This window comes from Streptomyces capparidis, from assembly GCF_054782095.1.
In genome coordinates this window covers 173,739-192,732 of sequence record NZ_BAAGTD010000009.1, presented here as the reverse complement: position 1 = coordinate 192,732, position 18,994 = coordinate 173,739, and the positions used below count along the sequence as shown (strand labels likewise).

General features: G+C 71.9%; 13 protein-coding genes. 5 read left to right on the top strand and 8 right to left on the bottom strand.

Features of this window, described 5'->3' with window-relative positions; genetic code table 11:
- Positions 1–96: 96 nt before the first annotated feature.
- A complete protein-coding gene (locus tag ACYVO2_RS10550) occupies positions 97–3,690 on the bottom strand; it encodes a laminin G domain-containing protein (RefSeq protein ID WP_461007406.1) in 3,594 nt (1,197 codons plus the stop codon).
- Positions 3,691–4,001: 311 nt separating this feature from the next.
- On the opposite strand from ACYVO2_RS10550, the gene ACYVO2_RS10545 reads away from it, so the two are divergent.
- Positions 4,002–4,331, top strand: a complete 330-nt coding sequence (locus ACYVO2_RS10545) for a hypothetical protein (protein ID WP_461007405.1) — start codon at positions 4,002–4,004, stop codon at positions 4,329–4,331.
- A gap of 712 nt (positions 4,332–5,043) precedes the next feature.
- Here ACYVO2_RS10545 and ACYVO2_RS10540 read toward each other — a convergent pair.
- Positions 5,044–5,886, bottom strand: a complete 843-nt coding sequence (locus ACYVO2_RS10540) for a helix-turn-helix transcriptional regulator (RefSeq protein ID WP_461007404.1) — start codon at positions 5,884–5,886, stop codon at positions 5,044–5,046.
- Between the two features lie 257 nt (positions 5,887–6,143).
- Here ACYVO2_RS10540 and ACYVO2_RS10535 point away from each other — a divergent pair, with 257 nt between their 5' ends.
- Both ACYVO2_RS10535 and ACYVO2_RS10530 read left to right on the top strand, forming a co-directional pair.
- The gene (locus ACYVO2_RS10535; protein WP_461007403.1) at positions 6,144–7,181 is read left to right on the top strand and encodes an aldo/keto reductase; all 1,038 of its coding nucleotides are present in this window, start codon (positions 6,144–6,146) and stop codon (positions 7,179–7,181) included.
- An 810-nt stretch (positions 7,182–7,991) separates the two neighbouring features.
- Positions 7,992–8,582, top strand: coding sequence for a dienelactone hydrolase family protein (locus tag ACYVO2_RS10530; protein WP_461007402.1), 591 nt, complete (start codon positions 7,992–7,994; stop codon positions 8,580–8,582).
- A 128-nt stretch (positions 8,583–8,710) separates the two neighbouring features.
- Here the strand turns inward: ACYVO2_RS10530 and ACYVO2_RS10525 are convergent, their stop codons facing one another.
- Complete coding sequence (locus ACYVO2_RS10525) at positions 8,711–9,397, bottom strand: helix-turn-helix domain-containing protein (protein WP_461007401.1); 687 nt, start codon at positions 9,395–9,397, stop codon at positions 8,711–8,713.
- Positions 9,398–9,460: 63 nt separating this feature from the next.
- Between ACYVO2_RS10525 and ACYVO2_RS10520 the strand changes: the two genes are divergently transcribed.
- Together ACYVO2_RS10520 and ACYVO2_RS10515 are read left to right on the top strand one after the other, a co-directional pair.
- Entirely contained in the window at positions 9,461–10,264 is an 804-nt protein-coding gene (locus ACYVO2_RS10520) for an NAD(P)H-binding protein (protein ID WP_461007400.1), read from the top strand.
- 420 nt (positions 10,265–10,684) lie between these two features.
- The gene (locus tag ACYVO2_RS10515; protein ID WP_461007399.1) at positions 10,685–11,740 is read left to right on the top strand and encodes an LLM class flavin-dependent oxidoreductase; all 1,056 of its coding nucleotides are present in this window, start codon (positions 10,685–10,687) and stop codon (positions 11,738–11,740) included.
- Between the two features lie 212 nt (positions 11,741–11,952).
- Here the strand turns inward: ACYVO2_RS10515 and ACYVO2_RS10510 are convergent, their stop codons facing one another.
- The 5 genes from ACYVO2_RS10510 to ACYVO2_RS10490 form a co-directional block, all read right to left on the bottom strand.
- The gene (locus ACYVO2_RS10510) at positions 11,953–14,064 is read right to left on the bottom strand and encodes a beta-galactosidase (RefSeq protein WP_461007398.1); all 2,112 of its coding nucleotides are present in this window, start codon (positions 14,062–14,064) and stop codon (positions 11,953–11,955) included.
- 95 nt (positions 14,065–14,159) lie between these two features.
- Positions 14,160–15,023, bottom strand: coding sequence for a carbohydrate ABC transporter permease (locus ACYVO2_RS10505; RefSeq protein WP_461007397.1), 864 nt, complete (start codon positions 15,021–15,023; stop codon positions 14,160–14,162).
- A gap of 22 nt (positions 15,024–15,045) precedes the next feature.
- Positions 15,046–15,993 (bottom strand): carbohydrate ABC transporter permease, encoded by a 948-nt coding sequence (locus ACYVO2_RS10500; protein ID WP_461007396.1) that lies wholly within the window; start codon positions 15,991–15,993, stop codon positions 15,046–15,048.
- A gap of 14 nt (positions 15,994–16,007) precedes the next feature.
- Positions 16,008–17,405 (bottom strand): ABC transporter substrate-binding protein, encoded by a 1,398-nt coding sequence (locus ACYVO2_RS10495; RefSeq protein ID WP_461007395.1) that lies wholly within the window; start codon positions 17,403–17,405, stop codon positions 16,008–16,010.
- A 363-nt stretch (positions 17,406–17,768) separates the two neighbouring features.
- On the bottom strand, positions 17,769–18,797 hold the full coding sequence (locus ACYVO2_RS10490; RefSeq protein WP_461007394.1) for a LacI family DNA-binding transcriptional regulator: 1,029 nt from the start codon (positions 18,795–18,797) through the stop codon (positions 17,769–17,771).
- Between the last annotated feature and the right edge of the window lie 197 nt (positions 18,798–18,994).

Here is an 18,994-nt window from a genome sequence, read left to right as displayed (position 1 = left end):
GATCTGCGTGTGGAGGGAATGCCGTACGAGGGTCCCGGGCGGGCGCGCCCGTCGTCGCACCCGCACGCCCGGGTTCCGGCGTCCGGCCGGCTGCGGTCAGCCGGTGCCCAGGACCTGTTCGGGTATCCGGTCGGGTGCTGTGGCGCCGGCCCAGATGCGCACTTCCTCAAGCGCCCCGGGCAGGTACCTGCCGACGGCGCCACCTGTCGTGCCGCGCCCCACTGACAGTTCACCGGTGCCTTGTTCCGCTGCCGCGAAGCCGGCTTGGTCCGTGTCGTCCTGGAGGTCGTGCTCCACGACGAGGTGCAGCTTGCCCGGGAGTTCCTCGTCCCCGCTCGCCGCCGGTTCGGACGCGTCGTACACGCCCGTGACCTGGACCCAGGTGTCCAGTGCGGCAGGCTCCTGGGCTGCCGCCCGGGCGGTCCTCACCGGTTTCCCGGTGCCGTCGACATCCGTGCGCGTGAACTCCCACACGCCCACGGAGCCCGCCACCTTCCGGTAGGCCAGCGCCCACGAGGTCTCACCGCCCACGCGTTGCCCGACGATCTGAGCGGTGTAGCCGTCGGGCTTTCCGGCGAGCGACGCCGAGTCCAGGCGTACGCGTGCCGTCACGGTGAAGGAGCCGGTCTCGTCGACGACAGGACCTGTGGTGGCGGCATATCCGGCTGTTCCGTCCAGGAGCAGGGCGTTGTCGTCTCCGTCCACCCGCGCCCCGGAGGTGGACAGGTCCAGCGCCCCCACGGGGTAGGAGGATCGTTCCGGGATCGTGTCGGCCGTGGCGGCCGAAGCGTCCCAGAACGCCACGAGCTCAGCGGACGGGACGTTGTCCTGGAGGGCTGCGGCGTCGTCGCGAAGCTGTGTGTCGGTCAGTACGCGCTGCCAGATCTGGACCTCGTCCAGCCGCCCGCGGAAGTGGTCCGTGTACAGGCCGCCTCCCTTCGCGCGGCCGATCTGGAGGCCCTCCGTCGCCGTCCAGGGTTCGTAGGTGGATGCCTGCCGGGAGGCGACGACGGGGGCGCCTTGGGGGCGTCCGTTGACGAAGAGCTGGATGGTGTCGTTGGCCTTGTCGGTGTCGCCCTGGGTGTCGAACACACCGGCCAGGTGGGTCCACACCCTCAATGGCGGGTTCTGAGCGTCCGCCTGCGAGCGGATGTAGACCGGGCCGTCCTTGTCCTGGTCGGTGCGGTTGAAGATCCACCTCTTGCCGGCCGACGAGTAGTAGAGGGTGAAGGCCGAACCGCGGGCTCCCGGCTCCGAGAGCACCGCGCGGTTCTCGGAGGCATCGGTGAGGTACGCCCAAGCCGAGATGGTGAACGACTCCCGGGTGTTGAGGGCGGGTGTGGACGTGGCGGCGTAGCCGGCTTGGCGGGTCGTGTCGCTGGTGTCGTTCAGCCACAGCGACTGGTCCTGCTCACCGCGGCGGCCCATCACGGACCAGCCCGCGCCCGTCGTGTGGAGCGTGGCGTCATGCCTCGCGCCGGGCCCCGTCGCGGTGTCCACCGCCTTGGTCCCGCCCGATCCGTCGATGTCGTCGTCGAAGTGCCAACGGCCCACCGCGTCAGCGGGAGGCGCGACCTTGAAGGTGAACTCCTGGATGAAACCCCAGCGGCTGCGCACATCCTTGGCCTGGACGGTGAGCACCTGGGTTCCGGACAGCGCGGGGGTGATGCCGACGGTCGGATTGGCGCCGGTGACCTCCTTCCACGCCGTGCTGGTCAGCAGGCGCCAGCGGTAGCCGGTGATGTCGGTGTCCGCGGGGTTCGGCTTGAAGGTGAACTTGCCCGGGACGCCGGGGCCGCCCTTGCCCTCGCAGAGGTTGGTCGTGCACTCGGTGTAGGGGCCGTTCGAGATGATCTGGGGTTCCTTGGGCGCCGTGGAGTCGACCTTGAAGTAGCACCAGGAGGAGTACGAGGACCGAAGGTCACCGGATTTGCCGCCGTAGACCCAGTGCGACTGGGTGCGGGCCCGGTACCGGTACAGCGTGCTGTCGGCGAAGGACTTGGTCCGCACCAGTTCCAGGGTGCCGTCGGGGTCCCAGCCGGTCTCGGGGCGATGGTTCCTCCAGTCGGGCTTCCAGCCGTCCGCCGTGCTCTTCTCCACTTCGAACTCGGCGCGCAGCGATCCCCGCTCCTCGCCCTCCGCGGGCTGGGTCTGTGTCTGGACGCGGGCGCGCACCATGGGGTCGGGGCGGGTGACGATCAGCGGGTCGGTGGAGGGGCGGCAGTAGGCGGTGCTGCCGTTGCCCGGGATCACGCCGGTGTCGGTGGGGGTGCCGGGCCGCTGGACGTAGTTGACCTTCAGCTCGGCGTTGTCCTCGAAGCGCTTCCACGCGGTGGGGTCTTCCTCGTCCTTGGCGCGCAGCATCAGCGTCAGCCGGGAGATCTTGCCGTCCGCGAAGGCGCGCACCGTGTTGGCGAGGTTCTCGTCCGCCTCGTCGGGGTTGTCGTTGAACTCCAGCCAGGCGTCCGGCTGCTCCGGGGAGCAGTTCTTGCCGCGGCCCGCCGAGACGTAGCGGTCGCCGATGTGGTCCAGCGTCTTGGGGCCGGGCCAGCGGGTGCCCTCGGAGATGTTGTCGGTGCGCTTGAGGTCCACCCACGCCGGGTTGCAGTCGAAGGACCAGGTCTCGTGCGCCCGGAAGGTGGCGTCCAGGACGTATTTGCCGCGCAGCTTGGTCGGCGCGAACTCGAAGTACATGCGGTCGACGTAGCCGGGGCCGCAGGAGTAGCCGCCGGCGGTGCCGCACTTGCCGACGCCCAGGTCGCCGTCGAACTTCCAGTGCCGGTCGCCGTCGGAGGAGATCTTCGTCCACTCCGAGCGGCCCAGGCCCACGGAGGGGTCGATGTAGACCGGGTAGACCGTCTCCTCGCCCCGGAGCACCTTCGGGTCGGGGACGACGGAGATGGCGCCCTCGTCGACCGCGACGGGGAGCGTGGCCACGGCGTCGCCCTGGGTGGGGCCGTCGGCGGGGTGGCGGTCCTCGGTGTCTTGTGCGGCGCCGGTCCGTGCGATGAGGGGGCCGGGGCCGGTGGCGGTGTCGCCGGCGGAGTCCCACATCTGGCCGGCCGGGCCGACCAGGACGGGGTTGCCGTCCTCGTCCACCGCGCGCACGCCGCCGCCCGCGCCGGGCATGAGGGTGAGGCCTTCGCTGCGGGCGGACAGGGAGACCTGCCCGAGCTGCGGGTTCTGCGCCGCCTCGGGCGTGTTGACCACCAGGACCTCGCGGTAGCCCTCGGCGGTGGCGGTCAGGCGCAGGTCCACGTCCGGCAGGACGTTCGGGTAGGTGGCCGACGCTCCGTCCAAGGTGGGAGCGGGCAGGGGGCCCGGCCAGCCCAGGGTCAGCGAGCGACCCTGGCGGTCCCCCAGGCGGAGCAGGTCCGCGCCGTCGCCGCCTGCGGAGAAGATCAGGTCCGCGACGGCGGCCCTGGGTGCCACCGTGCCGTCGGCGCGGCGCTCCAGGGTCAGGTCGATCTCCCGCCACGTGCCGTCGGATGCCCTCGTGCGCTGCGGTGTGGAGGACTGGACGAGGGTGTGGGTCCCGTCCGGGTTGGCGAACGTCTGCGAGTACTCGGAGCGCTGCTCGAGCACCTCCACCTGTTCGCCCGCCGCCCGCTCGGAGGCGGAGAGCGGCGCGGACGGTGCCGCGGCGGCGGACGGCGGCGCCGACGGGACGACCACCGTCCCCGCGGCCATGGCCAAGCTCAGCAGGACGCCCCTGCGGCGTCTGCTTGTGGGAGCGTTCCCATACGAAAAGCGCGCAAGGCGCGACTGCCCCACCCCAGCCCCTCCCCAGGACTCACCGTGCGCAGGTGATCACCCAGGAGGATGACCGCGAGGGAGTCAACCAGTCACAGAGCGACACGTCCAGACCAATCAACCCGAACAAAGATTCACCAAACGGGCGGGGGGGGGCGCCTGTGCTCGCGTGACGATGCCCACAGTTTGGACACACTCTTCGTCGTTCGCCCACTCTCCATGAGGGCACGTTGCAGGAGGAGGTCGGTGTGGCTCTGCCGAAGAAGGGCTCGCGCAGGATCGTCGTGGACTCGGTGGCCTATCGCTGGAGGGTGCGCGGCCGGCCCACCTACGACCAGGCGATGTGCTGGTGGCCCCTGACCTATGCGGTCGAGCTCGCCGACGCCCCGGGCAGGACCCTGGTGGTTGTCTGTGACCGGCCGCACCCCGGCAACTGGTGGCGGGCCCCCACCCGGCCCGTCCTGCCCGCCGAGGTCGCCGCGACCGTCCGCAGTGCCCGCGGTGCGGGGTGGGACCCGGGGCAGCCGGGACCGCCTTACTTCCTGGACCGCTCCGCAGGCTTCGTACGCGCGCCATAACGGGCTGCTCTACCGCTCCCAACCCCGGCCGCGGCCAAACCGCGAAAAGCGGAGAACATCACCGCGCGCTGTGCTTCTTCGCTCCGCACGGCCCAGAAGTGGATGCGGACTCAAAACGGGCATCCGCCCCGCGAGGCGCACCCGGTCCGTCCCGGGGCTTCGGCGCAGGTTCCGGGTCGGGTACGGGCGGCCCCGAGGGGCGAGGGCCGGGCCGCAGACGCACGGCGAAGTGGGCCGGGCGCGGGGTGGGGCCGCGGACGGCCCGTGCAGCGCGGGCCGGGGGTGCATCTGCTGGCTGTTCGTCGCGCACCGCCGCGGGCCGGGTGGGCGGCGCGGCCCGGTCCGCGGCGGTGCGCTGGTCGGCATGTGTCCGGCTGCTGCGGTGCGTGGGCCGGCGCAGGCTCATTCGTGAGCTGGCAGATGTTGCCTCACTGCGGGTGGTGGCGGCGGGCTCGGAGCTTGTCCTCCGCTGAAGGCCACTGCCGGGTCGTTGGCGTTGGCGGCGCATGTTCTCCAGCTCTTCCGGCAGTGGGGATGCCGCTTGCTCCTGCTGTCCGGGCCAGCGCTGAGGCTCGTTACGGGGCAGCAGCTCGGGGCGATGTCTCAGGGTGAGGCCTGGCGGAGGCGGAGCGTCGCTTCGGCGTTGTGCGGGGGTGGCCGCACTGGGGCACTTGGATCTGCCCGCGGGTGTCGACGGGCCCGGCGTGGTCGTTCAGCTACGGGTCAGGTCCTGGAGGCCGACCACGCGCAGCAGCTTCAGTCGCTCGTGGGAGTCGCTGCCCGGGCGGGCGGTGTGGACGATCAGTCGCTGGTCGTGCTCCGGGGTCAGCAGCACCTCGCAGTCCAGCTCCAGCGGGCCGACGACCGGATGCAGGAAGCGCTTGACGTCGGTGCGGCGGATGGCGACGTCGTGGGTGTCCCACAGTGCCGAGAACTCCTCGCTGCGGGTGCGGAGCCGGTGTACGAGCTCCGCCAGCCGTGCGTCGTCGGGGCGGCGGGCGAGTGTGGCGCGCAGATCCGCCACCGCCGTGCGGGCGGCTCGGTCATGGTCCTCGGCTGGGAAGAGTTCCCGCGCGGACGGGTCCGTGAAGTAGCGCCAGGCGATGTTGCCCTCCGGCTCGGGGCGGGCGGACGCGTCACCGTGGAGCGCCTTGGCCATCGCGTTCTGCGCGAGGATGTCGCCGCGGTCGCTCACCACCTGGGCGGGAGTGTCGGTCAGCCGGTCGAGGACGAGGAGCAGGCCGGGGCGGACGTGCTCCGTGGCCGGACGGTTGCGTGAGGGCTCCTCGCCGGCCAGATGGAAGAGGTGGTCGCGTTCGTCGCCGGTCAGCCGCAGTGCGCGGGCGACGGCGGCGAGCATCTGGCGGGACGGGCGTGAGCCCCTGGCTTGCTCCAGCCGCGTGTAGTGGTCGGTGGACATGCCCGCCATCTGCGCCACCTCCTCGCGGCGCAATCCCGGGGTGCGGCGCCGCGCGCCCTGCGACAGCCCCACGTCGGCAGGGGCGAGTCGGGTACGGCGCCGGCGCAGGAAGTCGGCCAGTTCGGTTCTGTCCACAGCCCCACCATGCACCGCGACGCCGGACGCATCCAGGGACAGCCCGTCCCCGGATAAGAACGTCTCTCCCGCCGGCGCCCGCGCCACCGCACGCTGGAGGCCGGCTCGGCGGACCGGCGGCGCCCGCGGGTGAGATGAGACGAACACCGTGCCGCGTGCCACGTGCGGCACCCGCACGAGAGCCGAGACCGCCGTTCGCGGGTTCGCCGACTTCCGAACAATCCGGATTTTTTTCTCGAAAGAAGGGCAGGGTTCGCATGCGGTACCGCACGCTCGGCCGGACCGGTATCAAGGTCAGTCCCTATGCGCTCGGCGCGCTGATGTTCGCCACGTCGGTCGGCAACCCTGACCCCGACGACTCGGCCCGCATCATCCACAAAGCCTTGGACGCGGGCATCAATCTCATCGACACCGCCGACGCCTACGGCGACTCCGAAGACATCGTCGGCAAGGCACTCAAGGGGCGACGGGACAAGGTCGTCCTCGCGACCAAGGTGAGCCGCCCGATGGGTGACGATCCCAATCAGCAGGGCGCCTCGCGGCGCTGGATCATGACCGCGGTCGAGAACTCGCTGCGCCGCTTGCAGACCGACCACATCGATCTCTACCAGATCCAGCGGCCCGACCCCACCACGGACATCGAGGAAACGCTGTCCGCGCTCTCCGACCTGATCCGCAGCGGGAAAGTCCGTGCGATCGGTACCTCCACCATGCCGCCGTCCGACATCGTCGAAGCCCAGTGGGTCGCCGAGCGGCGCGGTCTGGCACGGTTCCACACCGAGCAGCCGCCGTACTCGCTGCTCAACCGCGGCATCGAACGCGAAGTGCTGCCGATCGCGCAGCGCCACGGGGTGGGCACGCTGGTGTGGGGGCCGCTCGGGCAAGGACTGCTCACGGGACGCGTCCGCAAGGGCGGGCAGAACGAACTGCGCCGCGCCGGCTTCTTCAAGCACCTCAATGACGAGCACCGCCTCGACGCCGTGGAGCAGTTCGTCTCGCTCGCCGAGGAAGCGGGCTTGCCGCTGACCCACCTCGCCATGGCGTTCGCGATCGCCCATCCCGGCGTGACCAGCGCGATCGTCGGCCCGCGCACGATGAGCCACCTCGACGACCTGCTCGCCGGCGTCGACGTGGCACTCACCGACGACATCCTCGACCGGATCGACGAGATCGTCCCGCCCGGCACCGACGTCGGCATGCTCGACCAAGCCCATGTGCCGCCGGCTCTCCAGCAGACGCACCTCCGCCGCCGACCCGTCAGCGAACGCACCGCCGCACACCCTCACGCCGCCTGACCTCCAACGGCCTGGGAGGTCTGACGTATCCCGCCACCGGCGCCAGGCCCGCCGACGCCTTCCGGAGCCGCTGCTCGGCGTGGCCGAGCAGCGGCCCGGACCTGTCGACGGTTTCCGAGACAGGCACGATCACGCGTGAACCTGGCTTTCGGGTGCTGGCGCGGATAGTGCGACTTTCGCGGCCAGGCCGCCCAGGAGGTAGGCGTACTTCGCCCTGCGGGCTGTGGGTGGGGGGACACGCCCGCGCATCGACGACGCAGCAGGTCGCCCTCGGGGGGTAGCGGTGTCGCTGTGCATGGGGATCCCAGTGATCCTCGCGACGGCGAACACCGTGCCGTGACAGGCGAGGTTGAGGATGGTGTCGAGAACGCCAGTCGGCATGGTGTGTGCGGCACCGCAGTGGTTCGGGTTGAAGCTGCTCCCCCGCTGCCAAGGGGTACCGGTGGTGCAGGTATGCCGTGTTGTCTGCCGTGTCGCCGTCCGGCGCGGCCAGGATGCGGCGCGCTATCTCGGCATCCTGACGCTTGGGCGGAGGCCTGCCGTCAACGGCCGCAGGCTCTCCCGGCTTCCCGGCTCACCGGGAGCGGGCGTCCTCCAGTTCATCGCCGGCAAACGCACTTTCGGCGAGCGGCTGAAGGCCGACCGTTCGGACCTGCGGTTCCGAGACCGGCGAGTCGGCAGCCTTGGAGTCCGCCTCACCGAGCAGGGACCACCGGTCTGGTCCTGTCCGGCCTAGGCCGTGGATGTCAGTGCCGCGGTCCATACTCGTGCCGCGGAGCCTCCCGGGCACCGCAGTACGAGGGGAGCGACATGGCTGAGGTGCTGGTCTTCCACCATGGGCAGGGGTTGACCGCCGGTGTTCGCGGTTTCGCCGAGCAGCTGCGGCGGGCCGGACACACCGTCCACGCTCCTGATCTGTACGAGGGGCGGGTATTCGGCAGCCTTGAGGAGGGCGCCGCCCATGCCGAGAGCGTCGGGTTCGACACGATCATCGCGCGCGGAGCCGCCGTCGCCGAGGGGCTTCCCGCGGAGCTCGTCCATGTTGGCTTCTCGCTCGGCGTCCTGCCGGCGCAGAAGCTGGCCCAGACCCGTCCTGGGGCGAAGGGTGCGTTGTTGCTCGAGGCGTGTGTCCCGGTCTCGGAGTTCGGCGCCGCCTGGCCCCAGGACGTCCCGGTTCAGATCCACGGCATGGACGCGGATCCGTTCTTCGCCGGGGAGGGTGATGCGGACGCCGCCCGGGCGATCGTCGAGACGGTGCCGGATGCCGAGCTGTTCCTCTACTCCGGCGACAGGCACCTGTTCACCGACAGCAGCCTGGCGTCCTACGACGAACAGGCCGCGATGCAGGTGAACCATCGGGTGCTCGACTTCCTGGACCGCATTGGGAGCTTGCGCGGATAGGCGCGATGGGGCCCTCGGGAGGGGAAGAAGAGGCACAGGGCCTGGTGATCATGGGGTTGTGGGGCTCTGTGATCACCGGGGGGCTGTGCCTGCCTTGGTGTCTTGGCTGACCGAACCTCTGCGTCGGCTCAGGCGGTGCACGGAGTTGCGGCGGGACGCCGACCAGCGGTGAACGCGGCCGGCGGGACACCCATGAAGTGGTGGAACTCGGCCGTCATGTGCGACTGGTCGTAGTAACCCGCCGTCGTGGCGATGTCCGACCACCGGCCGGCATCGGCCGCGAGCACGGTGCGAACGCGGTCGATTCGCGCGAAGTGCTTGGGGGACAAGCCGGTGCCGGCGGTGAACAGGGCGTGCAGGCGGCGCTCACTGATGTGCAACTGGGCCGCGGTCGTGGCGACAGTGGCGCCGACCAGTAGGCGTGCCGCCTCTTCGAGCCGCTCCGAGGGCTCCGGGCGGTTGGCCAATGCTTTTTCGAGGGCGGTGATCGGGTCGGCGGCGAGCTGGTCGACGTCCAGGCCCGGTAGTTCGCGGAGCGGCAGGGCCCGGTCGGCGAGATCACGCAGCGGACGGCCGAGCAGGGCTTGGGCACGTCCCGGCCGCATGCGAACCCGCACGCACGAGTGGCCGGGCGCGCCAACGTGATAGGCGGCCCGGGTGCGGGGGCCCATGACGATCAGCTCACGCTTGTCGCTGCGCAGGAGAAGTGTGGTGGCGTGATCGGGCACATCGACCGCCGCCGAAGCGTCCGCCGTGGCGACATCGATCCCGGCCACCCAACGCAGAAGGTCAGGTGGCACGGCGAGAGAACTCACGGGGTCCACGATAGTGCCGAAACTTCCTATCAGGCGGTGTGAGAGCGCTGTCATCGTCGGGACATGATCCTTGTTACCGGTGCCACCGGCACCATCGGCAGTCATGTCGTCCGTCTGCTCACCGAGCGGGGCGTGCCGTTCCGGGCGATGTCCCGCCGCGAGCGGCCCGGCGGGGTGCGGGCCGACTTCGACGACCCGGCGTCGCTGGCGCGCGCGGTGGCCGGCGTCGACACGGTCTTCCTCGTAACCGTGCCCCCCGTGCCGACCGCGGACCACGACATCGCCCTGGTCACGGCCGCGCGGGCGGCGGGCGTCCGTAAGATCGTCAAGCTGTCCGCCATCGGCAGCGGCGAGCGGTTCGACGGGACGACCGTCGGCGCGTGGCACCTCGCCGCGGAGGAGGCGATCGAGGCCAGCGGGCTCGCGTGGACGATGCTCCGCCCGCCGAGCTTCGCCTCGAACTTCTTGTGGTACCGGGCGCTGATCCAGGTCGGAGAGCCGATCCCGAACCTGGTCGCCGCATCCCGGCAGGCCGTCGTCGACCCGAGGGACGTGGCAGCGGTCGCCGTCGCGGCCATCACGAGCGACGCGCACGACGGGCAGCGGTACGACCTGACCGGGCCGGAGCTGCTGACATTCGCAGACCAGGCGGCGATCCTGGAGCGCGTGCTGGAACGCCCGGTCGGGATCACCGACACGGATGCGCTCGACCAGTTGCCTGCCGGGATGCTCACTGGCATCCGCTGGGCGCGCGCCGGCGGTGCGGCCTACGTCACCGACCACGTGCCGCGAGTGCTCGGCCGACCGGCGGGCACGTTCGAGCAGTGGGCACGCGACCACCGGGAGGCGTTCGCGGCAGTGCCGTGACCCGCCGCCGCCGACTGCCGCCAGGCCCTCTGCCCAGGCCGTCCAGCGGGTCCAGGGTCGGGGCGAGCGGCGGTGGATCTTGGGACGAGGATCGCCCAGTGCTCGGCCTGGTCGCGGTCCGCGGCCTGGTCCACCGCCCGGTCGAAGACCTTCCGGGTGTCGCAGGCGTCCCGCACGGCATCGAGGCGGCGCGGCAAGCGTCACGGCGCCGACGGCCGGCGGACCTGTTCGGGCAGGCCCCTGGCCGCCGGCGCGCCGGGGATGTCGTCCTGGAGGGGCCTGGACGGCCCGCGCCGGCAGGTGCGCCGTCTGGCGCCGCCCGGCGATCCGCGCGAGTGGTATCACCCGCTCCGCTCCGCGCCATCCCCGGGACCTGTCAGTATGAGCAGTTCGATCGGGTTCTCGTGGGTTGGAGGTCGGATGCGTGCAGGTGTCGTGGTCGCCGCGCAGCCTGGTGTGGAGGAACTCGCCGTGCGGGCCGAGGAGTTGGGCCTGGACAGCTTTTGGGTGAACGACACGCCGATGGTCCATGGTGACCCGTTCGTCGCCCTGGGTCTGTGTGCGAAGGCCACTCGCCGCATCAGGCTCGGCATCGCCGTGACCTCGCCGGCGCTGCGGTCGGCCCCCGCCGCGGCGAGTGGGTTCGCCAGCCTCAATGCCCTGGCGCCGGGCCGGATCGTCTGCGGGGTCGGCACCGGGAACACCGCCCGGCGCACCCTGGGCATGTCGCCGACCACGGCGGCCGCGCTGGAGGGCTTCACCGCCGCGTTGCAGGATCTGTGTGCCGGACGCTCGACCGAGTACCGCGAAGGTGACCGGGTCCGCGACGTCCGGTTCCTGCACAGCGGGGCGCACGTGAACACCACCGATCCGATCGAGTTCGTGGTGGCCGCGCTGCACGGGCCCAAAGCGGCCGCCGTCGCGGGCCGCCGCGGGGCCGGCCTCATCTCCTTCGGTCTGCTCGACCCCGCCGCCTGGCGGGCGCTGCACGACGCCCGCCGCCACGCCGCCCGGGGCGTGCCCCGCGAACCCGACTCCCGCGGGGACTCCTATCTGGTCACCGCGCTCCACATCCTCGACGAGGACGAGGACCGCCACAGCGACGCGGCCCGGGACGCGACCGGTCACCTCGTGCTGTCGCTGCTGGCCTTCGCCGCCGACACCCCCGCCGTCGCCGGGCAGCTCGGCCCCGACGAGGGCGAGGCGGTGCGCCGGTTCCTCGACCGGCGTGGCACCACCGCCACCGCGCCGGACCGGTACACCAAGCTCTACCCCAACTACCTGGGGCGCATCGCACCGCAGGACCGGGACCTGGTCCTGCCCTCGCTGATGAACGCCCTGGCCCTCGTCGGCACCCGCGACGACCTTCTGGGCCGCATCGCCGCCCTGGAGCAGGCAGGCGTCGACGAACTCCTCATCCAGCCGGTGATCGACCCACCCGCCGAGATGGCCCAGCTCGCCCGGCTCCTCACCTGAGGGGTCGGAACACACCGGCCACTGTGGCCGGACGGCCGCGGGCCCGGGCCTTGTCGTCCTCACGGTCGAAGGCGGGAGGCCGTCCGGCTTTCCTCGTCGTCTGCGGTTGGCGGCCTGGGAGGGCCGGCGGTGCCGCCCCGGACCGGCCGGGCCCGTGAGTGTTCCGGGCCCGGCCGTCGCGGTGCGGGGCACGCCTCGTCCCCGTGCCCGTCCTACTCCCCGGTCGGGACCTGCTCCTCGGTCAGGACGCGGACGTCCCACGGGCCCAGCCGCAGCTCGCCGCCCGCCGCGTACGCGGTGCCGGTGAGCACGTCCCGGACCGGCGCGGGGACGGTCACCGAGGTGTCGTCCCACGACCAGTTGTGCACGAAGCGGACCCGGCGGCCGTCCCGCGCCGTGGCTCCGGTCGAGGTGACGGTCGGCTGGGGCAGCCTCCAGTCGGGGGTGCCCGGGGGGACGGCCGGGGCCGCCCACCGCAGCAGGGCCTCGGCGAGGGCGGGGTCGGGGACGGTGCCGACGCAGGTGATCCGGCCCGCGCCGTACCGTCGCGTGGTCGCCGCGGGCCAGCGGCCGAAGTGCGGGTGGTCGTAGTGGGCCAGCGCCCGCGCGTCCTCGGGGCGCAGCCCGTCCACCCAGCGGGTGGCGTGGGCGCCGTCGGGCACGGTGAGCGGGCCCCCGTCGGCGGCGTGGACGGGCAGCGGCCCGGAGAGGTTGCTGAACTCGTCGTAGCTCACCCCGGCAGCGTCGGCGAGCCTGGCGGGCATGACGTCGGTGCGGGCCCGTGCCTCCGGGTCGCCGTAGGCGGTGCGGGGCCCCAGCAGCAGATGGCCGCCCGCCTCCGCGTACGTCCGCAGCCAGTCCAGGGTGGCGTCGGCGGCGGCGTACAGCCCCGGGACGATGAGCAGGGGCAGGTCCCTGGCGGTGGCGGCGGCCTCGCCGAGCTGCCCCGGATGCAGGATGCGCGTCTGGAGACCCGCGTCGAACGCCCCTCGGTAGAACGGGTCGGTCAGGTGCTGGTACGAGCGCTCGTCCGGGCCCCCGTCGGGCCGGGCCAGGGGCGGGTGGCCTTGCAGGGCCCACTTGGAGGGGTTCGAGTACAGCAGGGCCACGTCCGCGTCCGGGGTCAGCGAGGAGACCAGGGCGCCCGCGGTCTCCAGCTCCGCGCCGAGCGCGGCGAGCTGCTCGTAGACGCGGCCGAGGCGTCCGCTGTGCGGCAGGATCCCGCCCCAGTAGGTCTCGGCGCCGAAGTGCAGGGTGTGCCAGTGCCAGTACTCGATCATCGAGGCGCCCCGGGAGACCAGCGCCCAGGCGGCCTGGCGCCACTGCCCGTCGTAGGCGGGCCGGTTGTCCCAGGGGGAGCCGATCGCCTGGGCGTTGGTCTCGGTGACCAGGAACGGCTCCTGCCGGGAGGCGTACATGCGGTCCGCGCTCTGGTAGAGCGCCCAGGTGCCGCGGGTGGTCCAGCCCTGGTCGACGCCGCCGGGGTCCGGGAGGGCCAGGGCGTCCTGCATGGCGTAGTACGGGTTGCCCGCGGTGATGTCCAGGCGGCGGGTGAGCGCGTCGTCCTCCACACCGGGGCGTTCGTAGGAGATGCAGGTGGTGACGAACTGGTCGGGGCGGGCGTACTCCCGCACGAGGTCGGCCTGCCAGGCGATGAACTCGGTGGTCTGCCGGGCCTGGAAGCGCCGCCACGCCAGGTCGTACTGGGGCTGGACGTTGCCGTCCGGGGTCCACAGGTCGGCCCAGGTGGACAGCCGGTGCGACCAGTACACCAGGCCCCAGGCCCGGTTGAGCTCCTCCACGTCCCCGTACCGCTCGCGCAGGTCGTCCACGAAGCGCTGGAACACTCCGTGGTTGTACAGCAGTTCGGGGCCGGGCTCGTTGTCCACCTGGAAGCCGATCACGGCGGGGTGGGAGGCGTACCGGCCCACGACCTTCCGCACGACCCGCTCCGCGTGGAAGCGGAACGCCGGGTGGGTGAAATCGGCCTCCTGGCGGGCGCCCCAGGGGATCCGCCGGCCCGTTCCCCGTTCCCCCGCTATCTCCGGGTACTGCCTGGCCAGCCACGGAGGCACGGCGTAGGTGGGCGTTCCCAGGACCACGCGGATGCCGCGCCGGTGGGCCCCGTCGAGGACGGGCTGGAGCCAGTCGAGGTCGAAGCGGCCGTTCGAGGGCTCCCAGGTGGACCATACGGACTCGCCGACCCGGATCACCGAGAACCGGGCCCGTTCCATCAGGTCGAGGTCCTCTTCGAGCCGGTCGTGGGGCTGGTACTCGTGGTAGTAGGCGGCGCCGAAAAGGACGCGGTCGGGCAGGTCGTACAAGGTGACTCCATCTCTGACGGGCGGACGCCGGAAGCGGACGCGCCCGGGGGGACATGGTGGAGAGGGGCGGCCGGGCGGGGGGCGGGGGCCCCGCCTCAGCCCTTCACGGCCCCGGTGGACAGCCCTTCCAGTAGCTGCTTGCGCAGCAGGACGAAGAGGGCGATGGCGGGTACGACGGCCAGCACGGAGCCCGCCATCACCAGGTCGAACTGGCGGTTCTCCGCCCGGAAGAGTGTCTGTAGGCCCAGGGGCAGGGTGTACTGGTCGCTGTCGGAGACGAGCACGAGCGGCCACACGAAGCTGTTGTAGCTTTGCAGGAACGTCCAGACGGCGAGCGCGCCGAGCGAGGGCCGCAGCAGGGGCAGCACGATCCGCAGGAATATCCCGAACTCCGTGCAGCCGTCGATGCGGGCCGCCTCGATGGTCTCGTCGGGGACGCTCTGCACGATGTACTGCTGCATCATGAAGATCCCGAACGCGGGCGCCACCCAGGGCACGACCAGCGCGAACCACGGGCTGCCCAGACCGGTCTTCACCACGACGACGAACAGCGGCACGAGGATCACCGAGAACGGGATGGACAGCGAGCTGAACATCACCCCGAACAGCAGCCGTCGGCCCGCGAACCGGAACTTGGCGAACCCGTACCCCGCCAGCGCGCAGACGAAGACGGACACGACGGTGGCGGCCAGGGCCACGACGGTGCTGACCAGGAACCACCGCAGGAACGGCTGGTCGGTCAGCAGGGCACGGTAGTTGTGCAGGGTGGGCGAGTCGGGGATGAGCTCCGGCGGGTAGTTGAAGATGTCGCCGCGCGGCTTGAACGATCCGCTCAGCGCCCAGACGAGCGGGGCGCTGAACGCGAGCAGCAGGACGGTGAGTCCGGCGTAGAGCACGGCGCGCGGGGCCGCGCCCACGGTGCGCCGCCCGGCGCGACGGGCGAGGGACGGTGCGCTCATGACGTGCTCCCGTTCTGTCCGGTCACGACGCCCTCCCGATGCCCAGGAGGCGGTTGAACAACTGGCTGAGGCCGAAGACGAGCGCGAACAGCACCACTCCCGCGGCCGCCGCGTACCCGAACTGCTGCCGTTCGAAGGCGGCGCGGTAGATGAAGATGGCCACCGAGATGGTGCTCTCGGAGGGGCCGCCTCCGGTGAGCAGGAACGGTTCCTCGAAGATCTGGGCGGTGCCGATGAACGACGTCACCACCACGAAGGCGGTCACCGGCTTCAACGCGGGCAGGGTGACCGAGAAGAACGTCCGGATCCTGCCCGCCCCGTCCAGCGCCGCGGCCTCGTACAGCTCGCGCGGCACGTTCCGCAGCCCCGCCAGGAAGAAGATGGTGAGGTAGCCGGTCCAGCGCCACACCATGATCAGGGCGATGGTCGCCTTCGCCATGGTCGGGTCGCCGAGCCAGTCCACCCCGCCGACGCCGAACAGGGCCTTCAGCAGCGCGTTCATCAGGCCGAACTGCCGGTCGAAGATGAGGCCGAACATCAGGGCCACGATGATCGGGGAGACCACCATCGGAATGAAGTAGGCGGTGCGCCACAGGTCCCTGGCGCGCAGCCCCCGGCTGTTGAGGGCCTGGGCGATCAGCAGGGAGGCCGGGACGATCACCACGAGGCCGACCAGGACGTAGACCGCGGTGTTGCCCAGAGCACGGTGGAAGCTGGGGTCGGTGAGCAGGTGGCGGTAGTTGCGCAGGCCCACCCAGCGGGGCGAGCCGAGGCCGACCCACTCGCACATGCTCAGGTACACCGACACACCGATGGGAACGAGCATGAACAGCGCGTACAGGACGTAGAAGGGAGCGATGAACAGGTAGGGGTGCAGGGAGCCGCGCCGTCTTCCCGGGGCGGCGCGGAGCGTGCGCGGGCGCAGCTTCGCCAGTCTGCGGTGCGGCCGTCCGGCCAGGGCAGTGGTCATGGTCGTCTCCCGGTCTAGCGGCCGGCCTGGTCGCGGAAGTCCTCCGCCGCCCGGCGCAGGGCGTCGCGCGGCGAGAGGTCGCCCCGGTAGGCGCGCAGCAGGTAGCCGCCGAGGACGTCGTTGAGGATCGACTGGTCGGGGCTGAGGTAGACGGCGGGGATGTCGTCCAGCAGCCCGTTGTAGACGTCGAACAGGCGCTGGCCGCCGCAGAACTCGTCCTCGGTAGCGGTCAGCTTCGGGTCCTCGTAGACCGAGGCCCGGGTGGGCAGGTAGCCCAGCTCCTGGTAGCGGCGCACCTGCCCCTCGTGGGTGAGCCAGGTGTTGAGCAGGAACGCGGTGCCCGCCCTGGTGTGGGGCTTGCCGGTGAGCACGCCGAAGCCGGTGCCCCCCGCGGTCGCCGTGGCGTGGCCGCCGCCGGAGAAGCGCGGCATCGCCCGGACCCGCCACCGGCCCGACTGTTCGGGGACGTTGGGTTTCAGCCCGAACGTCTCGTACCAGGTGGCCATGTGCAGCCCGGCCACCTTGCCGCTCTTGAGCGCGGCCTGCATGCTCGCGCCGTACATGTCGGTGACGTCCGTGACGAAGCCGCTCCGCAGGCCGTCGCGGATGAAGGTCAGGACCTCCTCGGCCTCGGGGGAGTCGACGACGCACTGCTGGTCCCGGTCGAAGAAGGCGCCCCCGCGCTGGAGGAGCAGCATCTGGAACGAGGACGTGACCTGCCCGATGTCGCCGCTGCCGGTGGCGACCACCGTCAGCGCGACGCCGTGCCGGTCGTGGGCGCGCGCGCCCACCTCGGCGAACTCCTCCCAGGTGGGGGTGTCGGTGGGGATGCCGTACTCGGCGAAGAGGTCGTCGCGGTAGTAGTAGACGACCAGGGGCGTGTCGGAGTCGAGGGCGTACAGCCTGCCGTCGCGGGAGTAGGGGGCGGTGCGGGACGGCAGCAGGTCGTCCCGGATGTCCGCCACGTCGTCGGTGAAGTCGTGGAGCAGCCGTTCGGCGATGTCGCCGCGGAGCATCCGGGGGAAGGAGCCGATCTCGAAGCTCACCACGTCGGGGGTGCCGCGCCCGGCGACGGCCTGCGCGAGCAGCTTGGTGACGACGTCGTGGGCGCCGGCCCGGGTCACGTCCAAGTGGTAGCGGAAGTCGGTGCGGCGGTCGGCGTCGGCGATGCCCTTGGTGAAGAAGTCCTGGTAGCCCTGGTCGTGGGTCCACATGGACAGGGTTACGGGGCCCGAGGTGGGCTCGGGCCCCGTGTCGTCGCCGCAGGAGGTGAGGGTGCCGAGGCCGGCGAACAGGCCGAGGCCCAGGGTGCCGCGCAGCAGGGCGCGCCGTGGGAACGGGGACGGGGCGGGAGGTGCGGGCGGTGGTCCGGGCGGCGGTGCGGGTGACGGTGCGGTGGTGTGCGGGGTCATGCGGGGACTCCTCCCTGGGACGGGAAGGCACGGGTGGGTGCGGGCGGGTGCGGGCGGGAGGGTCCGCCGCTCGGTCGCGGCGGGGGTCCGGGGCCGGGCGACGGCCGGGCACACGGACGGGGCCTGCGGGCGAGGGGGAACGGCGGACGGCTCCGGGGGGAGCGGGCGGGACCGGCCGGTCCGCCGGTGTCCGCTGCACGCTATCCATGGTTCGGGATATCGATCATTGTTCGGCATGTCGGCCACGAGGGGGTGGAGATGGACCGACGACGGCGGCCGGCCGTGGTGCAGGGCACCGGTCCGCGCTGACGGAGGCCGGTTGGACGAGGCGGGTGGACGGGGTGTGCCGGAACGGTGCCGCGGTCAGCGGCCGTCGGAGGGGTGGCCCGGCGGCGCGGTGGAGCCGCGCAGGGACACATGGGTGGGCAGGGGGTGGGAGCCGTCAGGCGCCGGGCGCCCTTCGACCTGGGCGAGCAGTGCCTCGACGGCGCGGGTCGCGACGGCGTCGAAGTCCTGCCGGACCGTGGTCAGCGGCGGGTTCAGATAAGCGGCGACCGGGATGTCGTCGTAGCCGACGACGCTGATCCGGCCGGGCACGGGGAGGTCCGCCTCGTGGAAGGCCCGCAGCGCTCCGATGGCCATCTCGTCGTTGGCCGCGAACACGGCGGTGACGCCGGGGGTCCTGGCCAGCCGGAGTCCGGCCGTGTAGCCGGACGCCGGTGTCCAGTCGCCCTCCGGCGGCAGCGGCGGTTCAGGGGCGCCCGCAGCCGTGAGGGCCTCCCGCCAGCCGATCAGCCGGTCGCGGGCGGACCACCAGTCCTGGGGGCCCGGAATGTGCCACACGGTGCGGTGGCCCAGGGACAGCAGGTGTTCGGTGGCGGCCCTCGCCGCGGCGACGCCCTCCGCGCGGACGGAGGTGAGGCTGACGACCGGCACGTCGATCCCTGACGGCGGCGACGTGCCGTCGTCCACCGGATCCGAGAGCACGATGCCGTCCACTCCCTGTTCGAGCAGGGCTTCCATGGCCTCGGCGTAGCCTCCGCGCCGGTGTTCCAGGGTGCTGGCCAGCGTGAAGGAGTATCCCGCGCGCCGTGTCACGCGTTCGAGCGCGATCAGCAGCGACGACGGGCCGTACAGGGCGGTGCCCATCGAGACGACGCCGATCTTGTGGTGCCTGCCCCTGATGAGGGCCCGCGCGGCGTTGTTGGGACGGTAGTCCAACTCGCGGATCGCGCGCAGCACCCGCTCCCGGACATCGTCGCTGACGTACTGCTCCCCGTTGACCACCCGGGAGACCGTCTTCTGCGACACCCCGGCGAGCCTGGCGACCTCCGTCATGCCGGGTCCGCGCGGCCGGCGCCCGGGGGTGCCGGTGTCCGTGTTCCTGGGCATGGGTCGATCCCTTCGAGCTGCCGGGACGCTGTTCGCTGTTCCTGACTACGTAGTCATGACTACGTAGTCAGGCCAGTGTTCGCGCAAGCCCGACATCCGTCAAGGCATCGGTCACGATGAACGTGGCGGCTCCGGACGGAGCGGGTCCCCGGGCGCGGACACGCCCGGGGATCGTCCGGTCCGGCCGGCGCGCCGCC